Source organism: Schaalia cardiffensis F0333, from assembly GCF_005886435.1.
In the GTDB taxonomy this organism is placed as follows: domain Bacteria; phylum Actinomycetota; class Actinomycetes; order Actinomycetales; family Actinomycetaceae; genus Pauljensenia; species Pauljensenia cardiffensis.
Window position 1 is genome coordinate 2,022,519 of the sequence record NZ_CP040505.1, and the last position, 19,907, is coordinate 2,042,425.

The following is a 19,907-nucleotide window of genomic DNA, read 5'->3' on the forward strand; positions in this document are numbered from 1 at the left end:
GAGGAGATAGCGATGATCCACCCGCTTCATGCACTCGCCGCACTCGGCGCCCTCGCCCTCGTCCTGTCCGGATGTGCAACCGCCGCGACCCTGGAGGGCCGCGCGGAGGGCGAGGATGCGCCGATCATTGTCGGATCGCAGGACTATTACTCGAATGAGATCCTCGCCGAGGCCTATTCGCAAGCCCTTGAAAACGCGGGTTACGAGGTCGATCGCCAATACCGGATCGGCCAACGCGAGGTGTACCTGCCCGAGCTTGAGGCCGGATCGATCGACGTTATGCCCGAATACACGGGCTCGCTCCTGCAGTACTTCGCTCCGGACACAGAGGCGACACTTCCCGAGGACGTGCTCGCCGCACTCATTGAGGCGCTGCCGGAAAGTCTTGGCGTACTTACTCCCGCCGAGGCCTCCGATCAGGACTCTTATGTCGTCACCGCAGAATTCGCGAAAGCACACGGCTTGAAGAGCATCTCCGACTTGGCGGCGGCTGCGGCGAAGGTGGGACCACTGACCCTCGGTGGGAACTCTGAATTGGAGACCCGCCCCTACGGGCCCAAGGGCCTCAAAGAGCTTTACGGCGTCGAAGTTGCTTTCACTCCGATCGAGGATTCGGGCGGGGCTCTGAGCGTGAAAGCCCTGAAGAACAATCAGGTCCAGCTCATTGACGTGTATTCGGCAGACCCGGCTCTGGCGGACCCGGAGCTGCAAGTTCTGGAGGACCCGAAAGGAATGTTCCTTTCCTCCAGGGTGGTACCACTCGTCTCCGAGCGACTGGGCTCGGGGGCCGTGAATGCTCTCAACGCGGTGTCAGCGGCGCTTGATTCGGCTGACCTCATTGAGATGAATCGGCGGTCCACCGAGGAGGCGGCCTCACCGCAGACGATCGCACGCGAGTGGCTGATCTCGGAGGGGATCATCGCGGAACGCTGACTCGCGTTCGATTCTTCCGCCGCTCTCCCCCTCTCCCCTCGGAAAAGGAAGGGATGCCGAATTGAGGAGGGGTTATAGGCCCTCCACTTTTCGCCAACCCCTCCTGTTTGCGGGTTCACTCGGACGAGTCGTCCTCACCCGCAAGCGCCCGCACCTCCGGATGCCGGGTCCCATCCACAGCACCGCAGATAGCGGAGCCCGTCCACAGGTATGGATCCGTCGCCCCGCCGGTCACGCCCGACGGGGTGATCCTTGCCGCATGGCGCCGAAGGACTACGAGCTCATCCGACTCAACGGTTCCCATGAATGCGGGGACGGCCGCATCGAGAAAGTGAAACGCGGATTCGCCGTCGTCCTGCCCGAAGATCCGGAGCGTCTCAGCCCCTGGCATGCTCAGAATCTGGTCGACAGGGCCAGGATCGAGGCCGTCGACGCGGCCCTGTCGGCACCGCACGCCTTCGCAATGGAGTCCGTCCTCATCCTGGAGGATCTTCCGATGTGGAGACGCAATCCCGATGTGCACGTGCGGGTTCCCGGCCGCTACTCGACAACGGCTCTCCCCACGGTGAGTCTCGGCCCGCACCGCATCTCTCCGGTCTCCGTGAGGCAGTGCCGCGCGGGCTCACTGCCGCCCGTCGTCGAGTCGCCGACGGGGATCGCTCATGACGCCCTCGCCCACACGGCGGTGCTCCTCACCGCGAGGAGGCCGCTCCTCGACGGCTTCGTCGCCGTCTCGGGGATTCTCCGGCGCCTCTCCTCCTTCGACAGATTCGACATACCGGCCTCGAGGGCGCGGGAGGCCCGGGCGCGCAGCGGCCTCCTCGAATGCCTCGACTCCCTCGGCGCGCTGCACGGCCGTGGACGCGCCGGGCTCGTCCTCGCCCATGCGGATGCGGGATGCGAGAGCGCCGGGGAGTCGGCTGCACTGGCGGTTCTCAGCACGATCGGCCTGCTGGGCCTTCAGACGCAGCACGAGGTCATCGTCGCCGGTCGGCGATACTTCATCGATTTCGCCCTTCCAGGGGCGAGGATCGGATTCGAGTTCGACGGAGTCGTGAAGATGGGGAAGACTCCGGAGGAGTTCCGCCGCGCACAGGCCGAGCTCATGGCGAGGCAGCGGTACCTGGAAGACGCGGGGTGGCTCATCATCCGCATCGGCTGGAACGACTTGCTCGACCCTCGTCGCCTCCGCGGGCGGGTCGTCGAGCGGATCACCGGGAGCGGACGGTGGAAGGGCTCCCGCGATCGTGAGGCTCAGCGTCTGTGGGCATTGATGATGCACGACCTCAGTTGAAGCACCCCAATTGAAATAGGAGGGGATACCGAATAGTGGAGGGGCTATAAACCCTCCACAAGTCGCAAACCCCTCCACTCACGCAAGAGCAAGCAGGACGCCCCCTGTCAGCCAGCGTCCAAGCCCCCGCAGACCCCTCCACTCACGCAAGACCAGCACAGCGCCGCTAGGTCTTCAGCTCCGGTACGGCAACCCCTACGCGATATCGGTCGCGACTTCGAAAGCAGAACCATCTCGCGGGTCCTCATCGGACAATCCCGCATCCTCCTGATCCGAAGCCGACTCGGCAGACTCCTGCGCGAGGTCAAGGAAAGCCAGGTCGTAGCCCTCGGGCACGTCACAGGTCTTCGTCCACTCGCACAGCTCTTGAAGGGTCGGGGCTGCGAGGAAGGAGCCCATTGATTCCGTTGAACGGGCGGCTGCGAGCATTGCCATGGAGATGGCAGCTCTCGGGTGCATGCCCTTGACTCGCGCATAGACGAGGGCCGCGGAGAAGGCGTGTCCGGCCGAAGTCGGGTCAATCGTCCGAGCGGGAGCTGCGGGCAGTGAAATCTCCTCGTCGTCGATGACCGCGAAGACGCCGTCGGCCCCGCGAGTGACGACCACGCTGGGAACTTGCCACAGAAGTTGGCGGGCAGCTGATTTCGCATCCGATTTACGCGTGTAGGACACGGCTTCGTGCTCATTCAAGGAGAACACGTCGACGTATTTGAGAGGATCCAGGTCCGATTGTTTCCACTGCCCCGTCGGGTCCCAGCGGCATTCGGACAGGACCCAGGTGCGGTCGATCAGTTCACCGCCCTCACCGATCCTGTCAACGCAGCCGCGCTGCCTCCATTCGCTCAGCGTATCTGCGTTGTCCGCGAGCACTCCGAGTTCAGCGACGAGGGCGTGGGGCGCTGCGCGCAGCTTCGAAAGGGCGGGGACTTTGAGGTCTCCGCTGGTGGTGAGGGCGCGGTCCCCTTCGAATCCGAGGGCGACGGTGATGGCCTGGGAGGGGACTCTGGCGGCATGCTCCAAGTCGACATGGTGTGCGGTGAGCATCTGGCGGACCAGGGCCCCGGCCTCGTCGATGCCGATGGAGCAGATGAGTTCCGTGTCGAGTCCGAGGCGTGCGAGCGCGATCGCCTGGTTCGCAGACCCTCCGGGGGCGATGGAGGAGGTCGGGCTGATCTGTTCTTCCCCTGCGCGGGGGGCATGCTCGAGCGGACCCATGACGAGGGCGAGGACGAGAGGTCCAGCGACGCACACCTTCGGGGTGGGGGCCGGTGATTCTCCGAGGGGCATCGCGTTCCTTCGAGAGTTCGAGGCGCCGCTTGGATGCTTGGATGCGCGCGCCGTGGCTGGTCCTCACTGTAGTCCGCTTCACAGCCTTGGGAAGGCGAGAGGGGAGCTTTGTGATGGGAGTCTGCACGGGGAGGATGCATCGCGCGCGGACAGAACCTAAGATCGCTCGACGTGTCGGCGACACGCACACAAAGTTCTTCGCGCTCGAGGCAGAACGAGGCTCTGATGAGGAAGGTGGAAGCGAATGGCGAGGATGCTTCACACGCGCAGGCAGATCGGGAAGAGTGCTTTCACACGAGGAGGGCGAGACAACTCCCAGATCATCCCACATCTTGACTGCAGTATTTCACCTTTTGGACTTTACGCACTGAGACGTACGCCACAAGCGAAAACTCAGCAAAGGTAAAGAAATTGCCATATCCGCACTTCAACAGGCATTTTGAGCACATTCTTTGCTGAATCATGACACTTCGTGACCGAACCGCAACATCCCCTAGGGGGTGTGCAAAGGCAAGTCGCTCTCGGGGCCCGATAGGCTCGACGAGCACTTGTGTCTGAACGACGCAGGATCGACCCATCTAATCAGAGGAGTCTTCATGAACCTCAAGAAGACCTGGCTGGCAGTCCCGGCCGTCTTCGCCCTCGGCCTGTCCGCCTGCTCGGGCGGCACCGCCGATTCCGCGACCACCGGCGAGGGCGCTTCGGACGCGATCATCACGACGAACGGCTCCGAGCCCCAGAACCCGCTCATCCCGGCCGACACCAACGAGACCGGCGGCGGCAAGATCCTCGACCTCATCTTCGCGGGCCTCGTCTACTACGACGCCAAGGGTGCCGTCCACAATGAGATGGCCGAAAAGATCGAACCCAATGAGGACTCTTCCGTCTGGACCATTACCCTCAAGAAGGGCCAGAAGTTCTCCGACGGCACCGAAGTGAAGGCCAGGAACTTCGTCGAGGCATGGAAGAAGGGCGCCTCCGAGGCCATGCTCTCCTCCTTCTTCTTCGAGCCCATCCAGGGCGCCGATGAAGAGGGCGCCGGTGACCTTACCGGCCTCGAGGTCGTTGACGACTACACCTTCACCGTGACCCTCAAGGCCCCGACCGCGGACTTCTCCCAGCGCCTGGGCTACTCGGCCTTCGCTCCGCTCCCCGACTCCACCCTCGAAGACATGGAGAAGGGTGGCGAGAACCCGATCGGCAACGGCCCCTACATGGTCGCCGAGAACGGCTGGGAGCACAACGCCCAGATCCACCTCATTCCGAACCCGGAATACAAGGGCGACAATGTCGCGAAGAACGGCGGCGTGGACATCATCTTCTACGCTTCGCAGGACGCGGCCTACCAGGACCTCCTCTCCGGCAACCTTGATGTCCTCGACTCCATCCCGGACTCCGCCTTCGCAACCTTCGAAGCCGACCTCTCGGGACGCTCGGTCAACCAGGCTGCGGCGATCTTCCAGTCCTTCGCAATCCCGCAGAAGCTTGAGCACTTCTCCGGCGAAGAGGGCAACCTGCGCCGCCAGGCACTCTCCTACGCGATCGACCGTGACACCATCACCGAGACGATCTTCTCGGGCACCCGCACCCCGGCCAAGGACTTCACCTCGCCGGTCGTTGACGGCTACAACGCCTCCGTCAAGGGCTCTGAAGTCCTAAGCTACAACCCCGAGAAGGCCAAGGAACTCTGGGCGAAGGCTGACGCCATCTCCCCGTGGTCCGGCACCTTCACCATCGGCTACAACTCCGATGGCGGACACCAGGCCTGGGTCGACGCTGTCACCAACTCGATCAAGAACACCCTCTCGATCGACGCCGTCGGCGCCCCCTACCCGGACTTCAAGTCCCTGCGCACCGAGGTCACGAACCGCACCATCACCGGCGCCTTCCGCACCGGCTGGCAGGCCGACTACCCGGGCAAGTACAACTTCATCGCCCCGCTGTACGGCACCGGCGCAGGCTCCAACGACACCGACTACTCCAGCGCCGAGCTTGACTCGCTCCTGAGGGAGTCCGCCTCCGCGACCTCCACTGAGGAATCGAACAAGATCCTCGACCAGGCACAGGAAGTCCTGTTCAAGGACCTCCCCGTGATCCCGCTGTGGTACGCCAATGTTGTCGGCGGCTGGTCTGAGAAGGTCGATAACGTCGTCTTCAACTGGAAGTCCGTGCCCGTGTACAACCAGATCACCAAGAAGGCCTGAGCAGCCCCCGGTTCGCACCGGAATGAGCGCCTTCAACTCCCGGTGGCGGGTGGGAAACTCCCACCCGCCACCGGGCATATAAAAGGGAATTTGGCTCATCCTTGACCAGCCGAAACAGACATTTGCCGTTCTTTTACCCTATGATGCCCTGAGTAAGTCTTCGCTCAGGAACAATGAGGTCCGATCCTCACCTTCCTCGCCAAGGCAAAAAACCGAACGAACCCACCGATTCACAACGAGGGCTCACCCCCTCGTCCCCATCCAAAGGACTGTCCATGCTTCGCTACATCGGACGGCGACTCCTCCAGACCATCCCGGTCTTCTTCGGAGCCACGTTCCTGATCTTCGCGATGGTGTACCTCATGCCGGGTGACCCCGTCGCTGCACTCGGAGGCGACCGCGGTCTCTCCGACGCCGCCTACGCCGAGATTTCCGCAAGGTACAACCTCGACAAACCCTTCTGGATGCAGTACCTGCTCTACCTCAAGGGTGTCTTCACCCTCGACTTCGGCAAAACCTTCTCCGGTCAGCCAGTCACCGCCGTCATGGCCCGGGCCTTCCCCATCACCGTGAAGCTCGCGCTCTACGCCCTCGCCATTGAGGCGATCCTCGGCATCTTCCTCGGTGTCATCGCCGGTGTCCGTCGCGGCAAGATCTTCGACTCGACGATCCTCGTCGTCTCCCTCCTCCTGATCTCGGTGCCGACCTTCGTCCTCGGCTTCGTCCTCCAATTCCTCCTCGGTGTGAAACTCGGAATCTTCCCCACCACCGTCGGCGCACACGTCACCCTCAAATCCCTCACGATGCCTGCCCTCGTCTTGGGCGGAGTCTCCCTCGCATACGTCATTCGCCTCACCCGCCAGTCGGTGTCTGAGAACGTCTCCGCCGACTACGTGCGCACCGCCCGCGCGAAAGGCCTGTCCAACGGCCGCGTCATGACGCGCCACATCCTGCGCAACTCCCTCATCCCCGTCGCCACCTTCCTTGGCGGCGACCTCGGCGCCCTCATGGGCGGCGCCATCATCACCGAGGGCATCTTCAACATCTCCGGCGTCGGCGGCACACTGTGGCAAGCCATCATCAAAGGCGAGCCCGCCACTGTCGTCTCCGTGACCACCGTCCTGGTTCTCGTGTACATCATCGCGAACCTCGTCGTTGATCTGCTGTACGCCGTGCTCGACCCGAGGATCCGCTATGAGTGACTTCATTCCCTCCGCCAATATTGCGCGTACCCGTGCAGGCCAGGCCCACTACGTTTCCCGCATCGACGAAACCGGGCTCGGCGCCGTCGACGCCGTCGCAGATGACTCAGCCCCCTCATCCCTGTGGGGAGAGGCGTGGAAGAACCTGCGTAGACGCCCGATCTTCTGGATCGCGCTCACCATCATCGTCATCGCCCTCGCGATCTCCGCTTTCCCGAGCCTCTTCACGAGCCAGGATCCGCGTTTTTGCGAACTGTCCAACTCCCTCAAGGGCCCCTCAAACGGCCACCCCTTCGGTTTCAACCGCCAGGGCTGCGACATCTACTCCCGCGTCATCTACGGCGCCCGCGCCTCCGTCTCCGTCGGCGTGTTCACGACAATCCTCGTCGTCCTCTTCGGCGGTGTGATCGGCGCAGCCGCAGGCTACCTCGGCGGCTGGTTCGACGCGCTCCTCTCGCGCATCACCGACATCTTCTTCGCGATCCCCCTGCTCCTCGCTGCGATCGTCTTCATGCAGATGTTCAAAGACAACCGCAATATCTGGATGGTCATCACCGTTCTCTCCCTCTTCGGCTGGACCCAGATCGCAAGAATCACGCGCGGCGCCGTCATGTCCGCGAAGAATGAAGAATTCGTGACCGCGGCACGCGCAACCGGTGCCTCCAAGAGCCGTATCCTCCTCAGCCACATCATCCCGAACTCAATGGCGCCGATCATCGTGTACGCGACCGTCGCCCTGGGCACCTTCATCGTGTCCGAGGCGTCCCTGTCCTTCATGGGCATCGGTCTGCCACCCGAGGTCGTTTCCTGGGGCGCTGATATCTCCGCCGCGCAAGCGTCGCTACGCACCAACCCGATGGTGCTCTTCTACCCGGCGCTCGCCCTCGCCCTCACCGTTCTCAGCTTCATCATGATGGGTGACGCCGTCCGCGACGCCCTCGACCCGAAGGCCCGCAAGTGACTGAGCAGAACCAGACTCCCATGAACGAGGACGCCCTCGAAGAGGCGATCACCCGCACCGTCCTCGGTGATGGCACCGAATCCGCTTCGATTCTCGACGCCGCCTCTTTCCACCCCGAGGACCAGAACCCCCTCTTGAAGATCACCGACCTCGAGGTCACCTTCACGACCTCGACCGGTGTCGTTCCCGCCGTTCGCGGCGCAAACCTCACGATCTATCCGGGCCAGACCGTCGCGATCGTCGGCGAATCCGGCTCCGGCAAGTCCACGACCGCCGCAGCGGTCATTGGCCTTCTGCCCGGCACCGGTAAGGTCACCGGGGGCACCATCGAATTCGCCGGTAAGGACATCACGCACCTGAGCTCGAAGGAATGGGTACACCTGCGAGGCTCCGGCATCGGCCTGGTCCCCCAGGACCCCATGTCCAATCTCAATCCCGTGCTGAAAATCGGCACGCAGGTCAAAGAAGCCCTGACCGCGAACAATGTCGTACCGAGCACCGAGACCGGAGCCCGCGTCGCCGAACTCCTCGAAGAGGCCGGACTTCCCGACGCCGAACGTCGTGCCAAGCAATTCCCCCACGAGTTCTCCGGCGGCATGCGCCAACGAGTCCTCATCGCCATCGGCATGGCCGCCCGCCCCAAACTCCTCATCGCGGATGAACCGACCTCGGCCCTCGATGTGACCGTTCAGCGCCGCATCCTCGACCACCTCGGCACCCTGACTCGCGATCTGGGCACTGCTGTCCTGTTCATCACTCACGACCTCGGCCTCGCCGCCGAACGCGCCGAACAGCTCGTCGTCATGCACCGCGGTCGCATCGTCGAGTCCGGCCCCGCCCTCGACATCCTCCAGCACCCGCGCCACCCCTACACGAAGCGCCTCGTATCCGCAGCCCCCTCCCTGGCATCTGCGCGCATCGAATCAGCCCACGCGAAGGGGATCAACGTCACCGACGAGGAACTCATCGGCGCCGGCAAGGGATCAACCTCGACCGAGGAGATTGTGCGCGTCGAAAACCTCACCCGAGAGTTCGACATCCGCGGCTCCAGGGGCGAGGCGAAGAAGCTCCTCGCCGTTGACAACGTGTCCTTCGCGCTGCGGCGCGGCACGACCCTCGCAGTTGTCGGCGAGTCGGGCTCCGGAAAGTCGACCGCCGCGAACATGGTCCTCCAGCTCCTATCCCCCACTTCCGGCACAGTCTTCTTCGACGGCCAGGACACTTCGCAGATGAACGACAAGGAGCTTTTCGCTTTGCGTCGCCGCCTGCAGGCGGTCTTCCAGAACCCTTACGGTTCTCTTGACCCGATGTTCTCAATCTTTAGAGTCATCGAAGAGCCCCTGCGCGTCCACGGATACGGCACCCTGGCCTACGCCGAACAGGAGTATGCGCGCGCCATGAAGACCGGCCGCGATCCCGAAGAGTGGATCACCACCCTTGTGGGTGCGAAGAAGGCCGGGCGCGAGCTCTCTTCCGCTGAGAAGAGCGAGTTCAACCCGAAGAAGCTGCGCGTCAAACGCGTCTCCGAGCTCCTCGACATGGTCGCACTGCCCCGCTCCGCGATGCGCCGCTACCCGAATGAGCTCTCCGGCGGTCAACGTCAGCGCGTCGCAGTGGCGCGCGCCCTCGCACTCAATCCTGAGGTGATCGTCCTCGACGAGGCCGTGTCCGCCCTGGATGTCCTCGTGCAGAACCAGATCCTCTACCTGCTCAACGATCTGCAAGCCCAACTCGGCCTGTCCTACCTTTTCATCACCCACGACCTCGCGGTGGTCCGTCAGATCGCCGATGATGTCGTCGTCATGGAAAAGGGCAGGCTCGTCGAGAAGAACACCACGGACGCCCTGTTCGCGAACCCCGTCCAGGATTACACGAGAGAACTCATCGAAGCGGTTCCCGGCCGCAAGATTCAACTCAATCTCTGATCCTTCACGATCCTTCGGGACCCCCTCGGCATCAACTGGGAGCGCCGCGCAGACTTTTCCTGCGCGGCGCTCTTGTGTACGGAGGCTCTTAGCTTTGAAACCTCTTGGGGCAGCACATCGAAATGCCGCGCACACCGGGCATGACATCTGTCATGGCAAGCCCTCCGACACCCGACACTTCTGAAGGGATCCACTCCGGGCGAAAATGCAGTCATGGACAGCACGACTCCCGCAATCCGCGTGTCCCGCATCGAGAAGAGCTACGGGAAGGTAAAAGCCCTCGACGACATCAACCTCAAGGTACCGCCAGGACAGATCATGGCGCTCCTGGGCCGCAACGGCGCCGGAAAGACAACCCTCATCGACGTGATCCTCGGACTCCAGAATCCGACGAGCGGCGAAGGGGCGCTCTTCGGGATGACACCCCGGGAAGCAATCCGGCGATCCCTCATCGGAGTCGTCCATCAGACCGGTTCCCTGCCAATGGACTACACGGTCCTCGAAGCCCTGCGCATTTTCGCCTCCGTCCACGCGAATACGCTCCCACTGGAAGAGATCATCGAGGAAACCCATCTCGAACACCTAGTCAAGCGTCGAATCCGCAAACTTTCGGGCGGTGAGCAGCAGCGCATGCGCCTCGCCCTCGCCCTCCTGCCCGACCCGATGCTCCTGATCCTCGACGAGCCGACAGCTGGTATGGACGCGACCGCCCGCCGTGAATTCTGGGACCTCATGCAACGCCAGGCTCAACGCGGCCGAACAATCGTGTTCGCCACCCACTACCTCGCCGAGGCCGAGAGCTTCGCGCAGCGCACCGTCGTTATCCAAGACGGTCGGATCGTCGCTGATGCTCCGACCGATGAACTGCGCCGCTCCGTTTCGGCGAAAACCCTCCGCATCAGGATCCCCGACTTGCAACGCGATCGCGCAGCCGACCTCCTGGGCGGTCTGGAGGGTTCTGGCGACTTTTGCATCACGTGGAGCACCGCTCCTGACGAGAATGCGTTGCTCACCCTTGAGGCGAAGAATACGGACGAGGCCGCAGCTCTCCTCCTTCACATCGAAGGCGCGCACGACCTCGAGATCGTCCCGGCATCTTTGGAGGATGCCTTCAGCACCCTGACCTCCTGAGGCGATCCGCTTTTCTCCCCCTTTTCGGAACGCCCTCTCCCCGAACAAGAGGAGCCCATGGCGAAGCCGTCTCCGCAGCTATGGACGACCTCCCCTCCTCCTACAAGCGGAGCCCGTTCCCCTGATCCCCGTCCTTGTGAAATCCCACAGAAGGGAATACCCCATGATCGTCGCCGCGAATACGCCTTCCTCCTCCGCCCTCGACGAATCCCTCGTCGAACGCGCACCCGGCTCGGGATGGAGAGGTTTCCCGGTCCAACTCTGGTTCTCCTTCTGGAAACTGTTCACGAATCCCTTCTCACTGGGCTTTGCGATCGGGCTTCCCGTGTTCATGTACCTGATCTTCGGCACGAGTTCGGAGGCTCAGGAGCAATGGGTCGTGAACTCGAATGTCTCGGCGATCGTCTTAGTGAACATGGCGGTGTACGGGACGATCATGACGGCCTCCTCGATGGGGACGAATGTCGCACTAGAACGCACCAGTGGAATCACCCGCCTCTACGCGCTCACGCCGATCTCCTCTGGCGCGCTCATCGCAGCACGTGTGATCGCGTCGATGCTGGTCTCGCTCATCGTCACGGGGATTGTCTTCTGCGTGGGCGCAGCAAGCGGTGCGCGGATGGAGAGCACCACGTGGGCGAGTACCCTCGGCTTAATAGTCGCCGTGACCGCGCTGCCGATCGCCCTCGGCCTGGCCTGCGCCTTCGGAGTCCGCTCCGACGGCGCCTTCGCCCTCACCAGCGCATTCACCGTCACCGGTTCCTTCGCCGCAGGCATGTTCATCCCCTTGGAGCAAATGGGGGGCTTCTGGCAGAGCCTCGCACCCTACACGCCCTTCTACGGGCTCGTCTCCATGGTGCAGACACCCTTATTCGGTTGGGATTCCTTCGAATGGGGTTGGCTCGGCAACTACCTTTTCTGGATGATCACCTTCCTCGCCCTTTCAATATGGGCGCAAAGGCACGACACCGGCAGGTGATCGGGCATGAGAGGCAAAGCCAAGAGACTCGTTCCCGCCCTCGGATCAACCGCCCTCAGAGCACTTGTACTCGGGTAGTGTCATTTCGGTAAGGAGGCACGTGATGATCGCACTGCCCACAGCATCTGAAGGGGAACGCCGCTGGCTCGGACTGCCGATCCGCACACTCATTTCACTAGCCTGGGCCCTGCCGTTCCTCGCGTTCCTCGCATTCCCGATCGCCTCGGCCCTCGACATGGGCCTAGATCATCCGATCGCACGCGCGTTCTTCATCGAAGTGATCGCCCTCGGCTTCGTGTACTCCGCATCCTGGGTGGTGAATGAGTCGGGACCTGCGAATGACTCCGGCAAGTGGGTCTTCCTCGCCTTCATCTTCGTGATCCTCGCCCTCCAGATCGCCATGTTCATCACCGCGACGAACACGGGCGGCGGGGGCGGGGTCTACATGCTCTCCTACGTGCTCTCGCCGATTGCGCTCCAAGCACCGAAACGCTGGGTGGCCCCCGGAATCGCTCTCGTTGTGGCCCTCGGAACTCTTGAATTGCTTTTCAGTCCGGTATTGAACTTCTTCCCTATTATCAGTGTCACGATCACGACCCTCGTGTGCGTCTTCGCTCGTCTCATGATCGACCACGATCGCACGAAAGAGGTTGCAATGGTGCAGAACCTCGCCCTCTCACGCGAACGGGAGCGCACCCGCATCAGCGCCGATCTGCACGACATTCTCGGTCAGACTCTCACCGGGATCACCGTGAAAGCGGACCTCGCGGGACGTCTCCTCGACGGGGGACGAATTGACGAGGCCCGCGCCCAGATCGACGACCTCACCGAGATGTCGCGCACAGCCCTCGCCGATGTGCGCGATGTCGTCGCCGCGAATCGGACGCTCCTGCCTGAGACGGAGATCGAATCCGCGCGCGCCATCCTCGATGCCGCGGGAATTCGACTGAATGTCGTTCATGAAGGCGATCCCGCCCCTGGAACGCCGTCATCCCTCGTTGCGCATGTCATTCGGGAGGGCTGTATCAACGCCTTCCGTCATTCGGATGCAAAAACCGTGACGATCACGGTGCGCGAGGACAGCGTGACGGTGACGAACGACGGGGCGAAAAGGCAGGCCTTGCGGCTCGGTGATCCTCTTCACCGCAGCTCGGACCAGCTCGGCCGGGCCGACGGCTCAGGGCTTGAAGGGCTGCGCGATCGCGTCGGCTCGCGCGGGAGCCTCCTGTGGGGGCGCGAGGCTGATCTGTGGACGCTCGAGCTGCGATTCGGAGGCGTCGAATGAGCCTGAGGATCCTTGTCGTTGACGATCAAACGATGGTGCGCGGTGCCCTCGCGGCCCTGCTCTCATTGGAGCCGGACATCGAGGTGTGCGGACAGGCCGGTAATGGTCGCGAAGCCCTGGAAGTCCTCGGGGGCATGGCATGCTCCCAAGATTCGGCGCCTGCGGGCGCGGCTTGCACCCGCCCCGTCGACGTGGTCCTTCTGGATGTCGAAATGCCCGTCATGGACGGCATCGCGGCCTGTGAAGCGATTCGCACGAGATTCCCCGGGACTCGTGTCCTCATGCTCACGACCTTTGGCCGTCCCGGTTATGTCCAGCGCTCCCTTGATGCGGGGGCGAGCGGCTTCATCGTGAAGGACGCCCCCTCCGAACAGCTCGCCGAGGCGGTTCGTCGTGTCAATGCTGGCCACAGGGTCATTGATCCGACTCTTGCTGTGGAGACTCTCTCGCTCGGCGTTTCACCATTGACGGAACGCGAAGCCGAGGTCCTTCGTTGTGTCGCCGAGGGCGGGACCCTCGCGGATATCGCTTCCGAACTCGGCTTATCACAAGGAACGGTCCGCAATCACGTCTCATCGGCGATGTTGAAGACGAATGCCCGTACACGGGCGCAGGCCCTTCGCCTCGCGACTGAGAAGGGATGGCTCTGAACCCCCTTGCCCGCGCCGGAGTTGTTCGCGCCCAGCCCGCAGCCTTTTCGTCTTCCGTTCCCTTCGTCGGGAAAGCCCTCAGGCTCACTCGCAGGTGGCGAGGGCGCGTGCGAGGGCCGTGCGCTCCGCCTGCGTGACCGACAGGCCCCACTTCGATTTCACGGCAACCTGGAGTCTCGCGTACTCGCAGTGAAAAGCGGAGTTCGGGGGCATCCACTCATCCGCTGAGGCCGCCCCCTTGTCCTGGTTCGTCTTCCCGTCAACGGCGAGGAGGTTGAGCGGATCATTCGCGAAGCTCTGCCTTGAGGCGGCATCCCACTGCCAGGCGCCCGATCTCCAGGCGTCCCCGAGGGCGACCACGTGGTCGATTTGAACGAGCGAGGAGGTGTTCTGCCCTCGTTGGAACTCGATCATCTGTCCCGTGTAGGGCTCGGCCAGACTCCCCTTGAGGACAACGCAATCGTGCGTGCCTTCTTTGAAGCTTGGTCTGGCGAGGTCGCGCGCGAGAATGTCATTCCTCGTGTCGCAGCCATTGTGGTCCTCATCCGCCCAAGCCGGGCCGAATTCGGAACGATCATATTTCGGCGCTCCGCCCCGCTCGGATTCGCGGACGCTGAGGGCTTTGAGTTCATTCATCTCCGGTGAATCAGGCAGTCCCTCGAGCGGATCTGCGGCGGACGAGCCGAAAAACCCCATGTCCCAGGGCAGTTCCAGTCCCCAGTGCTCAGCGGCTCCCCGGACGGCGTTCGAAGCCCATGTGCGCACAGGTGCGACGAAGACGGATAGGAGGAGCATCCCGGCGATCACAGCAATGATCCAGTCCCCAAAAGTGGGCTTTCGGCCCCTGCGCCGCCTCATTCCTCTTCTCCTTCCGAGTACTCGACGTGCACTCTCGGCTCCTTGTTCCCTGGTGCTTCCCCTCCGCAGCCCGAAGATTCAGCGGAGGGGAAGCATCAGCCCTGCGGAGGCATATTGTCCTCCAAGGCATAGGCATCTGCGACTCCGCCCTCGTCCCCTTGTGGAGAACGAGGGCGGGAGGGGCGAAGAAACAACCAGAGGGACCAGAAACAACCAGAGGGAGAAGCAACAGCGGGGCTACCGGTGGCGAGCGGATCGCAAGACGTCACGAGCGAAGCGTGAACGCCTCCGCTCGCGTCAAAAAGCCACAACTCGCAGCGCCGCCAGGCTCTACTTCAACTTGTTCTCCACTGCTTCCTTCACGAAGAAGAGGGCAATGACAATGATCGTCAGGACCGTCATCGAGATCAGCTGCGCGCGGGCCGCCGGATCCCAAGCCATCAGGCCCGCCACACCAACAAGGGCGAGAAGGACGAGGCGCGGCAGCCATGGCCAGCCCGGAGCACGAAGAGAAATCGCCGCCTTCTCCTCAAGGAGCGGGTGGAGTCGGACTTGGGCAATGAGGATGAACACCCAAATGATGAGGAGGACCATGCCGATCGCGTTCAAGAGGATGCCAAGAAGGGTCTCGGGCAAGAACCAGTTCAGGGCCACAGAAACGAGAGCCAAAGCGATAGAGGTCGCGACCGCGCGCCTCGGGGTTCGACCCAAAGCGATATCGCCCTTGTCACCACTATGCGCAACCTGGTCGAAAATCTCCTCAGCGTGGTCCACAGCAGCGCCTGCATCAACACGGCGCCCCAAGGAGCCCGCGTTCTTGCCGAGCAGCCAGCGCATGCCCATGCCCCGAGCGGACAATGAATAGGCCATGCGGCTCGAAGCGTACACATTCGCGGAGAACGCCGAAATGAGCGCGATGAAGACGACGGCCTCCATGATGCGCCCAACGCCGAGAACGCCCGCCATATTAAGCAGAGCAGCGAAAGGACTCTTGCGCATCTCCTCCGAATCCCAGGGGAGCAAGCAAATCAAGAGAATGACCGAGCCGACGTAGAACACGAGGATTCGCCCGATCACGGAGCGGATCGCCGCGGACATCGCTGACTTCGCGTCCTCGGCCTCGGCCGCCGCGATCGTGACGATCTCAATGCCACCGAAAGAGGTAATAATCGCGAGCAAACCGATTGCGATGCCCGCGAAACCCTTCGGCGCCAAACCGCCGTGGCCCATGATCATATGGCCGACCGGCTCGGTGCGCCCAGGGATGAGCCCGAAGACGAGGGCGATGCCGATAATGAGGAAGAGGATGATCGCGACGACTTTAATTCCTGCGAGCCAGGCCTCGACCTCGCCGAAATCTCGGGCGGCCATGAGGTTCACGCCGCCAAGGACGATCACGATCGCGAGGGCGACCGTCCATTGGGGGATAGAGGGGAACCATTGGACGAAGATTCCCGCAGCGCCGGTGATCTCCATGCCGAGAACCATGATGAGCATCGCCCAATACAGCCAGCCGGATGCGAATCCCGCCCAGCGGCCGATCCCGACTTCCGCGTAGGTGGAGAAGGAGCCCGTTGAGGGCAGAGCCGAGGCGAGTTCGGACAGGGCGAACATGACGGACACGGCGATGAGGGCCGCGAGCGCGTAGGACACGAGGACAGCTGGACCCGCTTCGCTGATCGCGACTCCCGTTCCGAGGAAGAAGCCGGCGCCGATCGCACTGCCGAGTGCCATCATCGACAAGTGGCGTGTGCGGAATCGTTTCGGGGCTGTTGTGGAGGTGGGGGCTCCGGTTGCGCTATCCAGCGTCATTCCGGGCACGTTCTGACTCGTGGCCACCGTGCGCCTTTCCTGGGGCGGTTCGCCCTGGTTGGGGACGCTCACAAGGGGTTTTCCGCGATGAGCGTCGGATCGTCGTTATCTACCTTGCCCACGCGGGGCGAAACGATCCTAGGGCGCAGCATAGGGTCGGGGACGGCACCAATCATTTCGTGGACGCATCCTGGCTCCTTGAGGGCGGGGTCAAGCCACTCGTTCCACATGTCAGGGGGCAAGATCAGCGGCATTCGATCATGGATCCGCCCGAGTTCATCGGGGGCTCCGCGAGTGAGGATCGCGAAGGTGAGGAGCCAGGCGTCCTCCTCGCCCAAGGGAACCAGGGGGTTACGCCAGGCTTCATAAATTCCGGCGAAAGCAAGGAGGGGATCGGAGGGGCTGGCGGAAAGGAAGTAGGGGATCTTTGTGTTCGTCTTGGGGTGCTGATGCCACTCGAAGTAGCCGTTAGCTGGGACGATGCAGCGTCTTCTTGCCGCGGATGCACGGAACATCGGTTTGCCGAGGAGCGTTTCGGCGCGGGCGTTGATCATGGGGCGAGAAGGGGTCTTCGCCCAGCGTGGCACGAAACCCCACTGGAGGAAGCGTCCTTTTCTCAGGAGTCGTTTCCGGATGCTTCCGGTGGCATCGGGGATGTCGACGAAGCGTTCAAGAACGACTCGGGCTTTCTGGCTCGGGGCCAGGTTGTAGCGGGGCCGTTCTGCGTCCCCTTCGAGGAGATCCAGATCGAATGCTGAGACGATTTCCTCGTCCTCGGCAAATTGGGCGAATCGACCGCACATCACGCTGAGGGGGAATCGTCACTCGGTGCTGACGTTTCATCAGCTGAGGAGGGAAGGTCCTCGTTGTTGATCTGACCCGGGCTTGGGCAGGCGTCGTGGATCACGAGCCTTGGCGCAGACGAGGAGCGTTCCCCCAAGAGAAAGCGCAACTGGGAAGAGGTGAAGCTCAGTTCCCATTCACTCACCTGTGGGAGTTGCCAGCCTCGCCAATGGGACAGAACCGTGAAACTCGAGCCGACGAGTGTTGCGAAGAGCATGCCAATCGTGCCCAGGCCGCGCAGCTCGAAGAGGACCATGATCGCCGAGGAGACGAGCGCGGGCGTCGCATAGAGGTTGTTGCCACCAAACACCTGCGGGATATTGCCGGCCGAAATGTCTCGGATCGCTCCTCCTCCGACTGCGGTGATGACGCCGAGCATGATCGCAGGCAAAATCCCAAAACCGGCCTGGAGGGTTTTCAGTGTTCCCGTTGCGGCCCAGCATCCGAGGACGATCCCGTCCATAATGACTAGGGCGATGCGCCACGGCCTCGAGTCCAGTTTCCACAGCATGGCGATTCCAGCGCCGACGAGAGCGGTACCCAGGTAGTGGGGGTCGGTGAGTGCTGCTGGCGGGCCGGATTGTAAGAGCACATCCCTGAGCATTCCGCCCGCGAGTGCGGACATGATTGCGAGTACCGCGAAGCCGACCGCGTCGAAGTGTTTCGTCCGAGCGAGGCGCCCGCCGATGATGCCGTTGAGGAGCACACCGATGAGGTCGATCGCACGGAACAGGTCTGGAAGCGCGTGGTTGAGGGCATCGAGCACAGGATCATTGTCCGATACCACCGGGTCCCGGCGCATCCGCCCCTGCGCGGCACCTCAGGCGACACGCACCCTTTAAGCGAGTGCTACTCCGAAGAGAAACCCCAAAGAGTAGGTGAGCGCTGCGGCTCCAAAACCGATGAAGAGCTGACGGAATGCGCGCGGCGTCGGCGACTGGCCGGACAGGACTCCGACAACCCCGCCCGTCCCCAAAAGCGCAAGGCCCACGATTCCTGTGGCCATCGCGGCGGCGAGGCCGACGGGTACGAGGCCTATCAGAGCGAGAAGATAGGGGAGCAGCGGGAGGAGGGCCCCAATCGCGAAGAAGCAGAAGGAGGACGCGGCCGCATGCCAGGGCGTGCCGATCTGCTCTCCGGCCCCCGCTTGAGTGGTGTTCCCACCCTCGAGCGCCGCGCGAACGGCGATCTGTCCCGTATCTGAAAGCGCGGGGCGTGAGATCTGGCGGAAGACCTTTTCAGCATGCGCATCAGCTTCCTCGGGGCTCTCACCCCGGGCGCGGAACACGAGAGCCAATTCATTCGCATTCACGTCGAGGTCGGGCACTGCCTGGTGTGCTTCAGGGTCTGGGATGGAGGCGTCGAGGAGTTCTCGCTGACTCTTCACCGACACCCATTCCCCGGCGGCCATCGACAAAGCGCCAGACAGCAGGCCAGCCACACCGGTCGCAAGGACGAGGCGCGGGGCCATTCCAGTGGCGGCAACTCCCATCACGAGGGCGAGGTTCGATACCAAGCCGTCGTTCGCTCCGAACACCGCAGCGCGGAAAGAGCCCGCGAGTGCCTCGCGTGAGCGGGCTGTGAGGCCGCGGATCACTTCCCCGTGAATGTGCTCGTCGGCAGCCATTTGTGCGGTCGCGTCGGCGTCAAGGTCGTAGGTGGTGCGTTGCTCTGCGCGCTGCGCCATCGCGAGGATGAAGATCGTGCCGAACATCTGCGCCAGCCACGCGGACAAGCGGGTCCGCATGGGTGGGCGAGGCGCGGGCAGGGCTCGTTCTTGGAGGAGGGCGAGCCAGTACTCCTCGTGGCGACGCTCGGCGTCGGCAAGTTGGAGGAGGATCTCACGCTCCCAGCCGGTTCGGCGTTCCGCGAGCGCCCGATAGGTGCGAGCCTCCATCCGCTCTTCAGCGAGGTGTCGACGCCAACGGCGAATCTGCTGGCGAGTCGGCTCCGAGCGGGAGGCTGAAGCCGAATCGGAGGAAACTCCTTGAGCGGTATTGCCCTCGCGTCCGGACGGAGAGGAGGCAGTGGAAGGAGGTGTTGGGATCGTCATGCGCTCAGCGGCTGTTTGGGCCCTCGTCCTCGAAGCGCAGATCGACCTCACGAGGGGTGGCGGGCGCACCGAAGAGGCGTTCCTTCACCGCGTCCGCGACCTTGTCGGTGACGCGCTCACCCTGGGCGCGAACCATGTTGGAGACCTTCTCACCGGCGCTGTCCAGAGGCCTGGCGACCACGGGGAAACGACGAATCTTCGAAGCGGCGAGGCGGATCCTTTCGTATTGTTCGCGGCCCGCGCGAGTGCCGAACACGTATCCGGCGCCCAGTCCAAGAAGCAGTCCGAACTTGGTTCCCATGAGTTCTCCTCGTCATATCTGTAGCGGGGCGACGCCCAATCGTCGTCCCTGCACGGGGCGTGAATCCGCTTTAAGCCTAGCGGCCTTGGCGCCGCTCTTCGATCCCGCAGTGCTCTCTTCTCAATCGCCCAGACTTCTGACCTTCTCCCAGCGTTTCCTCGCTCCTGGAGCCTGCGAGGAGCGGGCGAC

Annotated in this window: 17 protein-coding genes; 10 read left to right on the top strand and 7 right to left on the bottom strand. The window is 63.0% G+C overall.

Features of this window, described 5'->3' with window-relative positions:
• Window positions 1-12 precede the first annotated feature (12 nt).
• Both FFA61_RS08325 and FFA61_RS08330 read left to right on the top strand, forming a co-directional pair.
• A complete protein-coding gene (locus tag FFA61_RS08325; RefSeq protein WP_040313591.1) occupies window positions 13-933 on the top strand; it encodes an ABC transporter substrate-binding protein in 921 nt (306 codons plus the stop codon).
• Between the two features lie 259 nt (window positions 934-1,192).
• Window positions 1,193-2,227 carry a putative endonuclease domain-containing protein gene (locus tag FFA61_RS08330; protein WP_005963062.1) on the top strand — a complete coding sequence of 345 codons (1,035 nt, stop codon included), beginning with the start codon at window positions 1,193-1,195 and terminating at the stop codon, window positions 2,225-2,227.
• A 195-nt stretch (window positions 2,228-2,422) separates the two neighbouring features.
• Here the strand turns inward: FFA61_RS08330 and FFA61_RS08335 are convergent, their stop codons facing one another.
• Complete coding sequence (locus FFA61_RS08335) at window positions 2,423-3,514, bottom strand: carbohydrate kinase family protein (RefSeq protein WP_005963059.1); 1,092 nt, start codon at window positions 3,512-3,514, stop codon at window positions 2,423-2,425.
• 596 nt (window positions 3,515-4,110) lie between these two features.
• Between FFA61_RS08335 and FFA61_RS08340 the strand changes: the two genes are divergently transcribed.
• The 8 genes from FFA61_RS08340 to FFA61_RS08375 all read left to right on the top strand — a co-directional run bounded on the left by FFA61_RS08340 (window position 4,111) and on the right by FFA61_RS08375 (window position 13,851).
• Window positions 4,111-5,718, top strand: a complete 1,608-nt coding sequence (locus tag FFA61_RS08340; protein ID WP_005963057.1) for a peptide ABC transporter substrate-binding protein — start codon at window positions 4,111-4,113, stop codon at window positions 5,716-5,718.
• Window positions 5,719-5,993: 275 nt separating this feature from the next.
• Window positions 5,994-6,920: an ABC transporter permease gene (locus FFA61_RS08345; protein ID WP_005963054.1), complete on the top strand. Its 927-nt coding sequence runs from the start codon at window positions 5,994-5,996 to the stop codon at window positions 6,918-6,920.
• Window positions 6,913-7,881, top strand: a complete 969-nt coding sequence (locus FFA61_RS08350; protein WP_005963051.1) for an ABC transporter permease — start codon at window positions 6,913-6,915, stop codon at window positions 7,879-7,881. The genes FFA61_RS08345 and FFA61_RS08350 overlap by 8 nt, the downstream gene beginning before the upstream one ends.
• Window positions 7,878-9,806, top strand: a complete 1,929-nt coding sequence (locus FFA61_RS08355; RefSeq protein ID WP_005963050.1) for a dipeptide ABC transporter ATP-binding protein — start codon at window positions 7,878-7,880, stop codon at window positions 9,804-9,806. Before FFA61_RS08350 ends, FFA61_RS08355 begins: the two co-directional genes overlap by 4 nt.
• Window positions 9,807-10,019: 213 nt before the next feature.
• Window positions 10,020-10,937 carry an ABC transporter ATP-binding protein gene (locus FFA61_RS08360; RefSeq protein ID WP_005963047.1) on the top strand — a complete coding sequence of 306 codons (918 nt, stop codon included), beginning with the start codon at window positions 10,020-10,022 and terminating at the stop codon, window positions 10,935-10,937.
• Between the two features lie 163 nt (window positions 10,938-11,100).
• The gene (locus tag FFA61_RS08365; RefSeq protein ID WP_005963046.1) at window positions 11,101-11,916 is read left to right on the top strand and encodes an ABC transporter permease; all 816 of its coding nucleotides are present in this window, start codon (window positions 11,101-11,103) and stop codon (window positions 11,914-11,916) included.
• 103 nt (window positions 11,917-12,019) lie between these two features.
• On the top strand, window positions 12,020-13,201 hold the full coding sequence (locus FFA61_RS08370) for a sensor histidine kinase (protein ID WP_005963044.1): 1,182 nt from the start codon (window positions 12,020-12,022) through the stop codon (window positions 13,199-13,201).
• The gene (locus tag FFA61_RS08375) at window positions 13,198-13,851 is read left to right on the top strand and encodes a response regulator transcription factor (protein ID WP_005963042.1); all 654 of its coding nucleotides are present in this window, start codon (window positions 13,198-13,200) and stop codon (window positions 13,849-13,851) included. Before FFA61_RS08370 ends, FFA61_RS08375 begins: the two co-directional genes overlap by 4 nt.
• 84 nt (window positions 13,852-13,935) lie before the next feature.
• Here the strand turns inward: FFA61_RS08375 and FFA61_RS08380 are convergent, their stop codons facing one another.
• From FFA61_RS08380 to FFA61_RS08405, 6 genes are all read right to left on the bottom strand, one after another.
• Window positions 13,936-14,709, bottom strand: a complete 774-nt coding sequence (locus tag FFA61_RS08380; protein WP_005963040.1) for an HNH endonuclease family protein — start codon at window positions 14,707-14,709, stop codon at window positions 13,936-13,938.
• A 330-nt stretch (window positions 14,710-15,039) separates the two neighbouring features.
• Window positions 15,040-16,521, bottom strand: coding sequence for an amino acid permease (locus FFA61_RS08385; protein ID WP_242600875.1), 1,482 nt, complete (start codon window positions 16,519-16,521; stop codon window positions 15,040-15,042).
• A gap of 68 nt (window positions 16,522-16,589) precedes the next feature.
• Complete coding sequence (locus FFA61_RS08390; RefSeq protein WP_040313935.1) at window positions 16,590-17,324, bottom strand: SOS response-associated peptidase; 735 nt, start codon at window positions 17,322-17,324, stop codon at window positions 16,590-16,592.
• Window positions 17,324-18,166, bottom strand: coding sequence for a trimeric intracellular cation channel family protein (locus tag FFA61_RS08395; RefSeq protein ID WP_005963032.1), 843 nt, complete (start codon window positions 18,164-18,166; stop codon window positions 17,324-17,326). The genes FFA61_RS08390 and FFA61_RS08395 overlap by 1 nt, the downstream gene beginning before the upstream one ends.
• A gap of 36 nt (window positions 18,167-18,202) precedes the next feature.
• Entirely contained in the window at window positions 18,203-19,261 is a 1,059-nt protein-coding gene (locus FFA61_RS08400; RefSeq protein WP_242600896.1) for a VIT1/CCC1 transporter family protein, read from the bottom strand.
• 160 nt (window positions 19,262-19,421) lie between these two features.
• Window positions 19,422-19,718, bottom strand: a complete 297-nt coding sequence (locus FFA61_RS08405) for a hypothetical protein (protein ID WP_005963028.1) — start codon at window positions 19,716-19,718, stop codon at window positions 19,422-19,424.
• Window positions 19,719-19,907: the final 189 nt, after the last annotated feature.